The organism is Bradyrhizobium sp. HKCCYLS20291 (genome assembly GCF_051167715.1).
In the GTDB taxonomy this organism is placed as follows: Bacteria; Pseudomonadota; Alphaproteobacteria; order Rhizobiales; family Xanthobacteraceae; genus Bradyrhizobium.
Genome location: NZ_JBNPTO010000013.1, coordinates 150,376 through 163,218, shown reverse-complemented (window position 1 = coordinate 163,218; position 12,843 = coordinate 150,376). Strand labels below are relative to the sequence as shown.

Below are 12,843 nucleotides of genomic sequence, written 5' to 3'. Positions count from 1 at the left end.
GGGGCAACGGACCATGTCGCAGATCAAACTGAAGATTAATCGGGACAAACTCGCGGAGATCGTGACACGCGGCGTGTCGAGCGCTCCGAAGAACTCGCCCGCCGTTATCGCCAACAATGCGCGCATCATCGCCAAAGGCGGCGTGCTGCACGTCGCCACGACCGACTTCAACATGCAGGTCGAGGCGTCCGGGCCGTGCACCATGGAGCGCGAAGGCTCGATCACAGTTGACGCTGGCAAGCTGAAGATGGTCGTGGATCGGCTGCCGAAGGGCGTCGAGGTCACGATCGACTATGACGGCTCCAAGCACGAGATGATCGTCAAGGCAGGCCGCTCTCGCACGAGCTTCCCGACTCTCGCCGCCGAAGACTGGCCTGCCCGGCAGTACCGTGAAGAAGGCGCGACCTTTACCATCGACGGTTCGGACTTTGTCAAGCTGTTCGGTCACACCGCGACCGAACTATCAACTGTACCCAACTCGCCGATGCAGGGTGTGTTCTTCCATATTCGCGGCAACCGCCTCGCGGCCGTTGGCACCACCGGCACGATCCTGATCATGACATCGATCCCCGCACCCAAGGGAGCCGAAGACATGCCCGTCGATGGCAGTGGTCGGCCTGGCGTCATCCTGAGCGCCGAGACAGTGTCGCAGATCATCCGCCTATTCCGCGCGGCCGAAGACGTTCAAGTCGTCGTCAACGAGCACTCGATCTTCGTCTCGAATGACACGACGCACTTTTGTTCTTCCTTGCTGCTCGGTACCTATCCGAACTACACGCCTCTCGTCTCCAATCCGAGCGAGACACGGATCAAGTTGGAGCGCGACGCGTGCGCCAGCGCGGTCGCTCTGCTCGAACCTTTCGCGCTCAAAGACCAGGGCTATCGCCTTCAGTGCGCCGGATCTGACGAAGGGTTCGTCGTCGCGGTCGGCGGTCAGACTGGCGGCGGCGTTGACGTGGTAGAGGCTGACATCAATGGAGAGGTGGCGTCGTTCGGCCTCAATGGTCAGTACCTGAAGACCATGCTTGGCGCGTTCAAGGTCGCCGCTATCGCGCTCCATCCCGACCACGCGAATCGTCGCGTGCTGTTCCAGGCCGAGGACGAGCCCGAGCTGATCGGCGCGATCGGCATGATGAACATCACGACCGAGCTGGCGGCGGGGCCGACGCATGACTAGTCACCACCGCGAGCGGGCGAACCGGCGCACAGTCACTATGCCCGATCGCGTTGGACCGCATGTGAAGCTGGTATTCGCCGAGATGGCGCGCCTCCGCTTCACCTATGACGAGACGGAGGAAGGTTCGGGTGTCCGCCGCGCGTCGATCAAGGCGTGGCGTCGCAAGAACCGGCCGGGCCTTGAGAGCCTAGAGGCCGTGCTCGGCTTCTTGGGGTGGGACTTCGTGGCGGTACCCCGTGCAAAGGTGCTGCCCGACGAAGTCCGGGCCGAGCTTCAGCCCATCGCCGACAAGTTGGGCCTCACGATGCCGCAGACGATCACGGCCCTGATCGAGATCGTCACCGGCATCCACGAGCGCTTCCCCTTCCTGCGCGATCCGGCCGCCATCAAGCCGGTTCGCTTTAAAGGGAAGCGGAAGGAATCGCTCGCCGTTCATCCCGACCAACACGCCTTATTGCAGGATAGCCCGACCCATGTCGTCCATTGATCCGACCACTAAGCAAATGATCGACGCCGCCGTGGCGCGCCGTGCGAAGCCGGATATGGACTCCGTCGCGCTGGCGCTGCTCGATGCGCGCTTCCGCCCCTTCGAGATCGACATGCGGCTAGATGCCGTGATTGCCGGTGTACGTGCGGTTGGGGGCACCCTCACCGTCCCGTTCTTGGACGTCGCATAAGTGCCGAACCAGCGCGCGTGGATTGACGGCCTTCTGCAAGTCAGAAGTCGCACTTGACTCCCTGTTCTGAATATCGGAATAAAGGAACGAACGTGGAACGCACCACGCGTTCGCGGAGATGGAGAACCTTCGTTGGCAGATCGAGAAGATGCGCTCGCACTCGCTATCGTGTTGAGTGGTGGGGAAGATACAATGCTCGGACCGAGCGACAGCGAGCTTTGCGCCAAAGCCCTGCGCTTTTATGCCGAGGCGCAGCGGCGGTCCATTCTCGTCTTGGGGCTCAGCGCAGCACACCATCTCGTCAGTTTTGTCCGTCACGTCCCTTGCGGTCGACGGACCGTCTAGCTACAATCGGGATAGCTACCTCCTTAGCGATGCAGAGAGGCTGGTGCGCACGCCCGATTGCGGTGACCGGCTTCGGCCAGCGATATGAATTGGACGGAATCGTGAGGCACGCCAACGACAACACACCGCTCGATACGGTCCTCACGACCGCGGACGTGATGGCGCGCCTCCGCGTCTCCCGGAAGACACTCTACGGCTTGGTTGCGAAGCATCTGCCGAGCGCCGCGCGCGTCGGCCGCGACTATCGGTTCATCGAAGCGGACATCGTCACCATCTTCAACGGAATGAGGTCATCATGCGACTCTACTTGTGGCGGCGGGAGGATCACCACAGTTGGATCATCCGGGGGACGGACGCCCAAGGCAACGAAATCAGGCAATCTACAAAAACTACTAACAAAACGGCGGCCGAAGGTCTCCGCGTCAAGCTAGAGAAGGAACTGCTCGACGAACAGATCCACGGTAAGAAGGCCGTGGTGACGTTCGATCAGGCGGCGGAATCCTATTTAGAGAACGGTGGGTCGCCGCGCTTTCTCGGCACCTTCGATGAAGCGACCGGAAAATGGTCCGGCCTCATGTCGCACCTTATGGGCGTGCCGCTGAAAAATATCACGCAAGCGCAGCTGAATGAGATCGGCAAGACGCTCTATCCGAACGTCCGGCCCGACACACTCAATCGCCAGCTATGGACACCCTTCATCGCGATTTGGTCCCATGCCGAGCGGATGGAGTGGGCACAGCCGAAGCGCTGGATCAGGCCGAAGAAACCGAAGGGGACGAACGTCGTGAGCTTCGGGCCGAAGCGCGTCGGCTCCTATCCAGTACCCTACGGGATAGCCTGGGAGTTCATTAAGGGCCTGGGTGTCGCGAACGCAACCGTCTTCACGATCCTGTTCTACAGTGGCATGCGGCCGATCGAACTGTTCACCATGGACACGTCGCAGGTCAATGTGCCGAACCGCTGGATCACGCTGCCGACGTCTAAGATCGGCGAGCCGCGCGGCGTCCCTATCCATGAGGCGCTTGTCTCGATGCTGGCGGACATGGTCGAGAACCGACCGGGGCGATTGGTGCGTACCTGGGAGAATGAGCCGTTCACCATCTACGACGACAACGGCGGGCAGATGAAAAAGGGGATCGCCGCCGCACGGCTGCGGACACATATTTTCGACGTGGCGCCGTACACCGCCCGGCACACCGTCTCGACCCAGCTAGTGGTCGAGGGCGTCCACCCGCACAAGAAGGATCAGATTCTCGGCCACGCCGCCGACGATATGAGCCGACACTACACGCACGTCCCGCAAGCCACGTTGATCGAGGCGATCAACAAGCTGCCGACCATCCAAGAATGGCTTGATCAGGAGTGGATGCGCGAGCCGGTTAAGCTCGTCGGCCGCCGGGCGAAGACCCTTAAGAAGACCGAGCGCGAAGCGGGAATAAACGCCCATGCCGAGTGGCAGGCGCAACGGATAGCGTAAGGCGGTAGCGCCGTTTACAACTCTGCCCAATGCGTGCATGTTAGGTCAACCGCACGCACTGGGATCTTTTTACCGTGGCCACCCTTACGCAAAACATTGAGAACCGTGTTCGAAAGCTCCCCAAGCCTTCCAATGCGGCGCAGGGCTTACAGCCCCTTTTCGAGGCTGTGAGCAATTCGATCTACGCGATCGAAGACTTACGAGCGGCCGATCTCGCAAAGGGAAAGATTTCCATTCGCGTCAAGTCACTATCCGATCCTGACAAGGTCGAGATTGTTGTGGCGGACACCGGGATCGGTCTAGATGCTAGACGCTACGAAGCTTTCTGCGAAATCGACACAGACTTCAAACGTGCGAAGGGCGGCAAAGGCGTTGGACGCTTGTTTTGGCTTGATGCTTTCAACTCGATTCTTGTCGAGAGCGTATACAACGGCCCCTGGGGACCGCTTCGTCGCGTTTTTTCCTTTGTTTTGCAGCACGATGAACAGGTCAAACCAAGTAGTGAAAACGAGGCAGCGCCAGGGGCTTCAACTGGTACGACCATAACTTTCCGTGGCCTACGCACGAAGGAGTATGCAGATACATTTCCGAAGAGGACGGACACGTTCCTTCGTTACTTCAGCGCGCACTTCATTTCAGACTTTCTAATTGGCAGTGGACCGACTATCACCGTCGATCTTGACGGTGATGTTACAACCTACCCGAATGCAGTTGCAGATTTGGTAGTTGGAACTCCGCTCGAAACTGGCTCCTTCGAGTTGAAAGAGTTCGGCGCCCTATCAATCATCGGATTTACGTGCAAGTCCGAAGCCAGTACCGGGCTCGATGGAAGGCATCAACTGCACTTACTTGCGAATGGACGAACGGTCGAAACTCGCAAGGTTGATGGATTGCTTGGCGTTACCGATCTTACGCGCGGTGCGGAAAGGGACCTTGTCTTTCACGGCTGTGTGTCCGGCGAATACCTCGACTTGCGTGTCAATGAAGGCCGAACGGCATTCAATTTGACTGAAAAGACACTCGGCGAGATCAGCCGCAATTGCATGGAGCAGGTTCGGACCAAGCTTCTGCCAGCTCAGGTCGAAGCGTATGTAGAGGCGCGCAAGGAAAACTACCAAGCCTTCGTCTCACGATACCCAACGTTCGGCTTTGATGATGACGAAATTCAGCTACAACGGGTCCCGTTCCATGCGACGACCGCAGAGGATTTTGCTGCGGGGCTGGTGAAGTATCAGATTCGTCGTGAGGAGGATCGCCAGAGAACGTTGCAGGCGCTAATCGATACGCTCGACCTACAAGACATTCCTGAGAACTTTGATAAGGCCGTAAGCGACGCAGCGAGGGGTATTCAGACATCGGAACAACTGGCATTGGCTCAGCATGTCGTTCGTCGAAAACTTGCGCTTGAACTGATGGAAAAGCTGATAAAGCGTCTTCGCGCCAGGGAAGACAAGGAAGACGACCACTTTCTTGAAAAGACTCTGCACTCCTTCATCTGTCCAATGAACATTCGGGGGGATGACCCGACTGAAGTTAAGAGCCGCGCTCACGAACTCTGGATCGTAGACGAGCGTCTGGCTTTCACACGAGCATTCTCGTCCGACAAGCGCCTTGACGCCATCATTGCGAACGGCGGGTCGTCAGAGCGACCGGACCTGTTGGTTTGGAACTTGGCGTATGGCTTAGGTGTGACCGAGACCGACTCAGTGGACACGTCTAAACCGCTTCGCTCGATGATGATCGTTGAGTTCAAGAGGCCAGGCCGTAGAGAGTACAAGGCAGCCGAAGATCAGATCGAGGCACAAATAGTGAAATACTTGGGGCAACTGCGAGGTGGCGAACTTGAGTCCTTCGACCGGACCCGGATTAGAGTTGCAGAAGACTGCATTTTCCACTGCTACGTGGTAGCTGACATCGTCGGAGATTTGGAGCAACAATTGTCCAATTGGGAAACTACAGCAAATGGCGAGGGACGCATAAGACCGCTGAAAAATCAGTACCGAGGCTCTATCGAAGTCATCCAATGGCAGGACCTCGTAAACGACGCGTGGGATCGCAATAGGGCGACGCTTCGCGCGGCTGGTTTGAGCAGGTCAAGGCCAACCCCTGTCCAGGCACCTACGAATAGAGATCAGGCAGATCAAGTATTCGATCCGGCCTACCTCGCTTAGGACGGTATCCAACGACAAAGGGCACCCGGTTTCCCGTGGTGCCCCTCTCGTCAGAACAGCCGCGACAAGACGGCTACAATCCAAGCCAGGGGCAAATTGCACCCGAAGCCGAGACGGTAACTCGTACCGCCGGGCCTGCTGGCTTCGAGAGTGAGCAGCACGGTCATGTGCCCTCCTTCCCGTTGCTTAGTGCGGCTCGGGCGATCGAGATCATCACGAACCAGAAGGTAAACCTTCGGTGACGAACACTAAGCGGTTGACCAGCGGCGGCAGGGATTTCGAGCTTTTTGATAGACTCCGCGACCCTACCCACGCTTCGTCTAATCCCACAGGTAATGCGGGCACCGGCCGAACGCAAGACCGCTCCGTGCATGAGCCGTGCACAACCGTTTCGGTACCGCCCAAATCATTGAGACTATTGATGATATGCAGAATCTCCGCACCCTTCACACGGGAGAGGTCCAAGGTTCGATCCCTTGTGCGCCCACCATTAAGCCGGTTATTTCAACGACTTAGCAAACCGCCTCCCTGACGAAGTGCCGCGTTCCGCCGGGGCACAAGCTGGGCACGCCATCAATTTCAGCGCTCGGCATCATCTCGTTGGCCTCAGCTCACGAGAGCGCACCCGCTGGACGGTCAAGCAGAGGCGCTCCGCTCGCAGCCATTGTATCGGCACGGGCAAGCTATCGGCAGGGGCAAGCTGGAACAGCGGATCTTCTTGGTGGGCGAGATCCACTCGGGGTCACGGGACTGATCATGCATTCCGGCTCTTACGACAACCCCCTCGAATGGCGAGCCGCCGCGACCTTCGCAATTACTTCACAGAATGGATCGCTGCTATCGACCAACTACAATCGAAGAACTTATTTCATGAAGCTTGTGAGGACGTGCCCTCACTCCGGGTATACGATACTTTTTCACCGATCCAGTCCTGTCAGTCTCAAGCCAAGAATATCGCGAGGAGTTAAGGCGAGGCGTGCCGCGACCTTACCCTCGCGCGTTCACGTCAGCGTGTCTCCAGCAGATGCGTGACGAACCATTCGCGCGCTGCGGATGGCCCTGCATCGGCTCGAGTGCCGAAGCGATCTCCTCGAGCGCCGCCGCATTCCAGCGCAGCGCTCCCCAATAGTCATGATCGGGATATTGATAACTTTGCGCGGCGTGGTTAGTGGCTCGTCGAGAGCGGCCGATCGGGAGCTGCTCAGCACCAGGGAGACGCGCCTTGCCATTCGCTGCATCGTCATCGTCTCGCCGCCATCTCCATCTGATCGCCGACGACCTGACCGGCGCGCTCGATACGGCCGCACAATTCGTCGGTGTCTGCGACACCATCCGCGCGGATTGGCGCAACCGCGCGGGCTCCGGCAGCGTGGCGCTGGACACCGGAGCGCGCGAACTTTCCGCCGCCGCGGCCGCCGCGGCGCTGGTGGCACGACTCGCGCAGCAGCCGTTCGACGCCGATGCACTGCATTTCGCCAAGATCGACACGCTGTGGCGTGGCCACCCTGCACAGGAGATCGCCGCCTGGCTGCGCAACGGCGCGTTCGCGCGTTGCCTGATTGCACCGGCTTTTCCGCATCATGGCCGGGTCACGCGGGATGGACGCCAATTCCGCCGCGGCGAGGCCGGCTGGACGCAGGTCGAGACCGACCTCGCCACCGACCTGCAGCGGCTCGGCATCGCCGTGACGCCGCGCCGACCGGGTGCGGCTGCGCCTGACGGCGTCAGCCTGTGGGATGCCGAGTCCGATGCCGATCTTGATGCCATCGTCGCTGCCGGACGCCGCAATGATCGCCAGACGTTGTGGTGCGGCGCCGGCGGCCTCGCCGCGGCGCTCGCCCGCTCGCTCGGCGTGACCCCGCATGCGACAGCTCAGTTGCGCGGCCCGGTGCTCGGGCTGTTCGGCAGCGATCAGCCCACGACTGCAGCCCAGGTCGAAGCCTGCGGTCAGCTTGCCCTCGCGGTGCCGGACTCCAGCGAGGCCGGCATCGCCGATATCGCGGCGCGCCTGGAGCGCGAGGGCGCGGCCCTGGTCCATCTCGCACTGCCGGCCGGTCTGCCGCGCGACGCCGCCGCGTCACGCATCGCTGACGACTTCGCACGCATCATCCATGCCCTGCCGCGGCCGCAGACCCTGGTGGTTGCCGGCGGCGAGACGCTGCGGGCAATCTGCACCGCGCTCGACACCGACCATCTCGAGCTCGTCGGCCAGATCGAGCCAGGCGTGCCCTGCTCGATCATGCGCGGCGGCGCCCGCGACGGTCTCACCGTCGTCTCGAAATCCGGTGCCTTTGGCGACCGCGATCTGCTCAAGCGCCTGCTGGCGCGCATCCCGCTTCCTGCGAACGGAGTTCTGACATGACGCCGCAACTGGCAATCACCATGGGAGACCCGGCCGGAGTCGGCCCGGAGATCATCGTCAAGGCCTGCCAGCGCCTCGATAGCCGCATTCGCGCCGGCGAGCTGAAGCTGCTGGTGATCGGATCCAACGCCTCGCTCGAGGCCGCACGCGCCGCACTCGGCGCCGACGTCGCCATCCCCGCCGTCGAGGCGACCGGCGACTGGCCGGCGCTCGCCTGCCTGCAGGCCGCGACCGAGGGCGCGCCGATCGTGCCCGGCGAACTGTCCACCGACGGTGGGCGCTTCGCTTATGCCGCGGTCGAGCGCGCGGTGCAGCTGGCGCAGAGCGGCCGCATCGACGGCATCGTGACGGCGCCGCTCAACAAGAAAGCGCTCAACAAGGCCGGCTATCACTTCGCGGGCCATACCGACATGCTGGCGCATCTGACCGGCGCCCGCGGCTCGGTGATGATGCTTGCGCACGACAACATGCGCGTCAGCCATGTCACCACCCACATCGCGCTCGAGGACGTGCCGAAGAAGCTGACGCCGGAGCGGCTGCGCTACGTGGTCGACCTGACCGACGAGGCGCTACGCGGCCTCGGCCTGCAGCGGCGGCGCATCGCCATCGCCGCCCTCAATCCGCATGCCGGCGAAGGCGGCCTGTTCGGCCGGCAGGACATCGAGATCAGCACGCCGACCATCGCCAAATGCGTGGCCGACGGACTCGATGTCGTCGGTCCCGTGCCGGGCGACACGGTGTTCGTGAAGCTGCGCGCCGGGCAGTTCGATGCCGTCGTCGCGATGTATCACGACCAGGGCCACATCCCGGTGAAGCTGCTCGGCTTTCACGTCGATCCCGCGACCGGCATCTGGAACGCGCTGTCCGGCGTCAACATTACGCTCGGCCTGCCGATCATCCGCACCTCGGTCGATCACGGCACCGCCTTCGACATCGCCGGCAAGGGCATCGCCAGCGAGACCAGCCTGATCGAGGCCATCGACTACGCCATCAAACTCGCCGCCGCGCGGCTCAGCACCAGGACTTCGCCATGACCGCCTCTCTGTCGCAACCGATCGACCTGCCGCGCCCGGCGCAGATCCTGTTCGGATCCGGCGTCGCCGCACGCGTCGGCGACTGGGTCGCCCAGCGCGGGCTGCGCAAGGCGCTGGTCGTTCCGACAGCTTCAACGCGGCGCGCGGCGCGGCGCTCAAGCTGGCCCGCGAGACCATCGTCTTCGACCGCATCCGTCCCGAGCCTGATGCCACCGACCGCGCCGCGCTGCTCGCAGCCGCCGAGGCGGCGAAGGCCGATGTCGTGATCGGCTTCGGCGGCGGCAGCGCCATGGACCTCGCCAAGCTCGCGGTGCAGAGCGCGCACATGATCGCCGATCTCGCCGCGGTCGATCCGGACCTCACGCTCAGCGTGCCCCGGGGCGATCACGGTGGCGACGGGCGCCGACGCGCTCGCCCATTGAGTCGAGGCCTACACCAACAAGAAGACGCATCCGGCCATTGACATCTACGCGCTGGCGGGCATCCGCCGGCTGCTCGACAACAACCCGCGCGACCTGACGCGCGACGACATTCTCACCATCTATCGCGCCGCGGCCTGAGCGGAAGGGCACCTTATCATGACCAAGATCACCGGACCATTCGTCGCCATTGTCACGCCGTTCGACGCCGACGAGGAGCTCAACGCCGCAGCGCTCGCTCGCCAGGTCGATCGTCAGGCCAAGGCCGGCAACGGCGTGTTCTGCTCCGGCACCAATGGCGAGTTCTACACACTGTCATTCGAGGAGAAGGTCGCGGTCGCGCGCCACTGCGTCGCGGCGGCCGCCGGCCGCGTCCCGGTGCTGTCGCATATCGGCGAGGTGTCGACGCACCAGACCATCGCGCTCGGCAAGGCGATCCAGTCGCTTGGCGTCAAGGCCGTGTCGGTGGTGACGCCCTCGTTCATCGCCTGCGCCCAGGACGAGCTCGTCACCTACTACACCCGTGTCGCCAATGCGCTGGCCGTTCCCATCTATCTCTACAACATTCCGGCGCGCACAGGGAACACGATCGAGCCGGCGACCGCGCGCAAGCTCGCCGATCATCCCAACATCATCGGCATCAAGGACAGCGCCGGCTCGCAGGACAGCCTCGACGGCTTCCTCGCGATCGCGCGCGAGCGCAGCGATTTCGACGTGCTGGTCGGTCCCGATCACCTGATCCTGTACGGGCTGAAGACCGGCGCCGCCGGCTGTATCTCGGGGCTCGGCAACATCGCGCCTCTGACCTTGAACGCGATCTGGACGGCCTTCTCGGCCGGCGACATCGCCACCGCCGAGGCCCGGCAGGCGCACTACGGCGAGTTGCGCAAGGCGCTCTACGCCCACGGCTTCCCGCCGACGATGGTCAAGCGCGCGCTCGCCATCGCGATGCCGGAGGTCGGCAGGAGCCGCGGTCCGGCGCTGGTCTCCGACGAGGTGAACGACAAGGTCGCCGTCGTCTCCAAGGCCTTCGTCGAAGCTGCGATCTGAACGAACAACGACACGAACGAGAAGGAAAACATGGTCGACGCGTCGCAAACGCGGAAACACGGTCTTACGACCGACGACTGTTCGCTGGATCGTGGCCGCGCTGATGTGGCTGGCGATCGCCATCAACTACATCGACCGCACCATGCTGTCGGCGGCGGCGCATCTTAGCACGGAGCTGTCGATCCCGGCCGACCAGATGGGCTTCATCCTGTCGGCGTTCTTCTGGTCCTACGTTCTTCTGCAGATCCCTGCCGGCTGGTTCACTGACAAATTCGGCCAGAAGATCGCCTCGGCGCTGGCAAGCCAGTTGTTCAACTTGCGCTTTCACCTGGCCCGGATAGGGCCCGCAGGCGCGATCGACATCCGAGCTGAGCTCCCAAGACTGACCACACTCCGCAGGTTGATAGGGCCGTGACGACCAAGGCCGAGCCCCTTCTTGACTTTGGAGACCTGAAGAAGATCACAGACTTCACCCGCGGGTAGAGGCCTTCCCAAGGGATTCTTCGATTTTGGCCAAGGCAAGGCTCAGCCTTGGTGCGACGAAGTCGAGAAAGGCCCGGCGCTTGAGCGGCTGGACCGGTTGCGGCTGGTGCACGAGATTCACCGGGGTTGGACGATCGTCCCGGCGGTGCAGGATCGGCACCAGCCGGCCATCAGCGATCGCCGGCGCGACCTGGTATGACATCAGGCGCGCGACCCCGAGGCCAGCAGCTGCCGCCTCCACCACTGCGTCGGCCGTGTTGACCGAAAACCGCGGCTTGATAGGCACCGTGTGTTCGCCCGCGCCGCTGCCAAACGTCCAGCTCCGATACGTCTGCAAGCCTTCGAAGGCGATGCAATCATGATCACGCAGAGCCTCGAGGTCGGCGGGTTCGCCGCGACGGGCAAGGTAGTCCGGACTGGCGCTGAGGATCCAGCGGACAAGCCCGACCTGGCGGCTGATCAGTTGGCTATCCGGCATGCGGCCAATACGGACCGCGACATCGACATGCGCTTCGACGAGATCGATGACGTGGTCGGACAGGATCAGCCGCACGCTGACCGGCGGATAGGCAGCAAGGAACGCATGGACGAGTGGCGCGACGTGAAGCTTGCCGAACATGATCGGCGCCGTCACCAGCAACTCGCCGCGCGGTTCGCGATATTCGCCGCTCGCTGCGCGCTCCGCTTCGGCCAGATCATCGAGCAGACGCCGCGCCACAGCCACGAAGGCTTCGCCGGCCTCGGTCAGGATCAGCTTGCGGCTGGTCCGCACCAGCAGCCGCGAGCCGAGATGCGCTTCCAGATCGGAAATCCAGCGACTGACCGTCGGCAGAGGCACGACAAGGGCGCGCGATGCCGCCGAGAGGCTGCCGCCATCCACCGCCGCCACCAGCGTGCGCATTGCTTCGAAGCGGTCCATCGTTCTTCCAAAAAATGAAACATCGGCTCTCGAAAATACCGCCTTATGTCTAAAAATGGAAGAACGTAGATGAGGGCCTCAGCCACACGGCTGGCATGAAAGGACCCTCCGATGACCCGTATCACGACGCCCGCCACCATCGCCGACGCACCCGAAGCTTCGCGTTCGCTGCTCGAAGGTGTCGCCAAGCAGCTCGGCCGTACGCCGAACATGTTCCGCGCCATCGCGCTCAGCCCGCAGGCGCTGGCAGGCTATCTCGCCTTGTCCGGCGCGCTCGGCAAGGGCTCGCTGCCCGCCGCCACGCGTGAACGGATCGCCCTGGCGGTGGCAGAAATAAATGGCTGCAGCTACTGCCTGTCGGCTCACAACTATCTCGGCCGCAACCTTGCCAAGCTGGATGACGCGGAGATCACCGCCAACCGCAACGGCGCGTCGAACGATCCGAAGGCCGACGCCGCCGTTCGCTTTGCAGCCGTGGTCGCCACCCATCGTGGCCATATCACCGACCAGAATTTCGCCGCCGTGAAGCTGGCCGGCTATACCGACGCGCAGATCATCGAGATCGTGCAGCACGTCGCGCTGAACAGCTGGACCAACTTCTTCAACGAAGTGTTCGAGACCGAGATCGACTTCCCTGTCGTCGAAGCCAGCAAGGCCGCCTGACGTCCAAGGCGTGACGACCTCACCGGTCCTGCCCACGCGCTGCCGTCTCTTCATCACTGTATCGGA

General features: G+C 62.4%; 13 protein-coding genes. 12 read left to right on the top strand and 1 reads right to left on the bottom strand.

Annotated elements, in window-relative coordinates; genetic code table 11:
* The first annotated feature begins 13 nt into the window (after window positions 1-13).
* The 11 genes from ACQR07_RS25750 (at window position 14) to ACQR07_RS25700 (ending at window position 11,127) form a co-directional block, all read left to right on the top strand.
* Complete coding sequence (locus ACQR07_RS25750; protein WP_434904915.1) at window positions 14-1,177, top strand: DNA polymerase III subunit beta; 1,164 nt, start codon at window positions 14-16, stop codon at window positions 1,175-1,177.
* Between the two features lie 61 nt (window positions 1,178-1,238).
* The gene (locus ACQR07_RS25745) at window positions 1,239-1,664 is read left to right on the top strand and encodes a hypothetical protein (protein WP_434904914.1); all 426 of its coding nucleotides are present in this window, start codon (window positions 1,239-1,241) and stop codon (window positions 1,662-1,664) included.
* Window positions 1,651-1,854, top strand: a complete 204-nt coding sequence (locus ACQR07_RS25740) for a hypothetical protein (RefSeq protein ID WP_434904913.1) — start codon at window positions 1,651-1,653, stop codon at window positions 1,852-1,854. Before ACQR07_RS25745 ends, ACQR07_RS25740 begins: the two co-directional genes overlap by 14 nt.
* 374 nt (window positions 1,855-2,228) lie before the next feature.
* Window positions 2,229-2,630, top strand: coding sequence for a helix-turn-helix domain-containing protein (locus tag ACQR07_RS25735; RefSeq protein WP_434904912.1), 402 nt, complete (start codon window positions 2,229-2,231; stop codon window positions 2,628-2,630).
* Window positions 2,537-3,676, top strand: a complete 1,140-nt coding sequence (locus ACQR07_RS25730; RefSeq protein WP_434904992.1) for a tyrosine-type recombinase/integrase — start codon at window positions 2,537-2,539, stop codon at window positions 3,674-3,676. Before ACQR07_RS25735 ends, ACQR07_RS25730 begins: the two co-directional genes overlap by 94 nt.
* A gap of 74 nt (window positions 3,677-3,750) precedes the next feature.
* On the top strand, window positions 3,751-5,847 hold the full coding sequence (locus ACQR07_RS25725; RefSeq protein WP_434904911.1) for a hypothetical protein: 2,097 nt from the start codon (window positions 3,751-3,753) through the stop codon (window positions 5,845-5,847).
* Window positions 5,848-7,069: 1,222 nt separating this feature from the next.
* Window positions 7,070-8,209: a four-carbon acid sugar kinase family protein gene (locus ACQR07_RS25720; RefSeq protein ID WP_434904910.1), complete on the top strand. Its 1,140-nt coding sequence runs from the start codon at window positions 7,070-7,072 to the stop codon at window positions 8,207-8,209.
* Window positions 8,206-9,243, top strand: coding sequence for a 4-hydroxythreonine-4-phosphate dehydrogenase PdxA (gene pdxA / locus ACQR07_RS25715; RefSeq protein ID WP_434904909.1), 1,038 nt, complete (start codon window positions 8,206-8,208; stop codon window positions 9,241-9,243). The genes ACQR07_RS25720 and pdxA overlap by 4 nt, the downstream gene beginning before the upstream one ends.
* 55 nt (window positions 9,244-9,298) lie before the next feature.
* Window positions 9,299-9,706 carry an iron-containing alcohol dehydrogenase gene (locus ACQR07_RS25710; RefSeq protein ID WP_434904991.1) on the top strand — a complete coding sequence of 136 codons (408 nt, stop codon included), beginning with the start codon at window positions 9,299-9,301 and terminating at the stop codon, window positions 9,704-9,706.
* Between the two features lie 115 nt (window positions 9,707-9,821).
* A complete protein-coding gene (locus ACQR07_RS25705) occupies window positions 9,822-10,712 on the top strand; it encodes a dihydrodipicolinate synthase family protein (protein WP_434904908.1) in 891 nt (296 codons plus the stop codon).
* 91 nt (window positions 10,713-10,803) lie between these two features.
* Window positions 10,804-11,127 carry an MFS transporter gene (locus ACQR07_RS25700; RefSeq protein WP_434904907.1) on the top strand — a complete coding sequence of 108 codons (324 nt, stop codon included), beginning with the start codon at window positions 10,804-10,806 and terminating at the stop codon, window positions 11,125-11,127.
* 54 nt (window positions 11,128-11,181) lie between these two features.
* Here ACQR07_RS25700 and ACQR07_RS25695 read toward each other — a convergent pair whose 3' ends face one another.
* Window positions 11,182-12,114: a LysR family transcriptional regulator gene (locus tag ACQR07_RS25695; RefSeq protein WP_434904906.1), complete on the bottom strand. Its 933-nt coding sequence runs from the start codon at window positions 12,112-12,114 to the stop codon at window positions 11,182-11,184.
* Between the two features lie 111 nt (window positions 12,115-12,225).
* Between ACQR07_RS25695 and ACQR07_RS25690 the strand changes: the two genes are divergently transcribed.
* Window positions 12,226-12,777: a carboxymuconolactone decarboxylase family protein gene (locus ACQR07_RS25690; RefSeq protein ID WP_434904905.1), complete on the top strand. Its 552-nt coding sequence runs from the start codon at window positions 12,226-12,228 to the stop codon at window positions 12,775-12,777.
* The last annotated feature ends 66 nt before the right edge of the window (window positions 12,778-12,843 follow it).

Coding starts and splice junctions, on each gene's coding strand:
- ACQR07_RS25750 (WP_434904915.1), top strand. CDS start 14: ATGTCGCAGATCAAACTGAAGATTAATCGGGACAAACTCGCGGAGATC.
- ACQR07_RS25740 (WP_434904913.1), top strand. CDS start 1,651: ATGTCGTCCATTGATCCGACCACTAAGCAAATGATCGACGCCGCCGTG.
- ACQR07_RS25735 (WP_434904912.1), top strand. CDS start 2,229: ATGCAGAGAGGCTGGTGCGCACGCCCGATTGCGGTGACCGGCTTCGGC.
- pdxA (WP_434904909.1), top strand. CDS start 8,206: ATGACGCCGCAACTGGCAATCACCATGGGAGACCCGGCCGGAGTCGGC.
- ACQR07_RS25705 (WP_434904908.1), top strand. CDS start 9,822: ATGACCAAGATCACCGGACCATTCGTCGCCATTGTCACGCCGTTCGAC.
- ACQR07_RS25695 (WP_434904906.1), bottom strand. CDS start 12,114: ATGGACCGCTTCGAAGCAATGCGCACGCTGGTGGCGGCGGTGGATGGC.
- ACQR07_RS25690 (WP_434904905.1), top strand. CDS start 12,226: ATGACCCGTATCACGACGCCCGCCACCATCGCCGACGCACCCGAAGCT.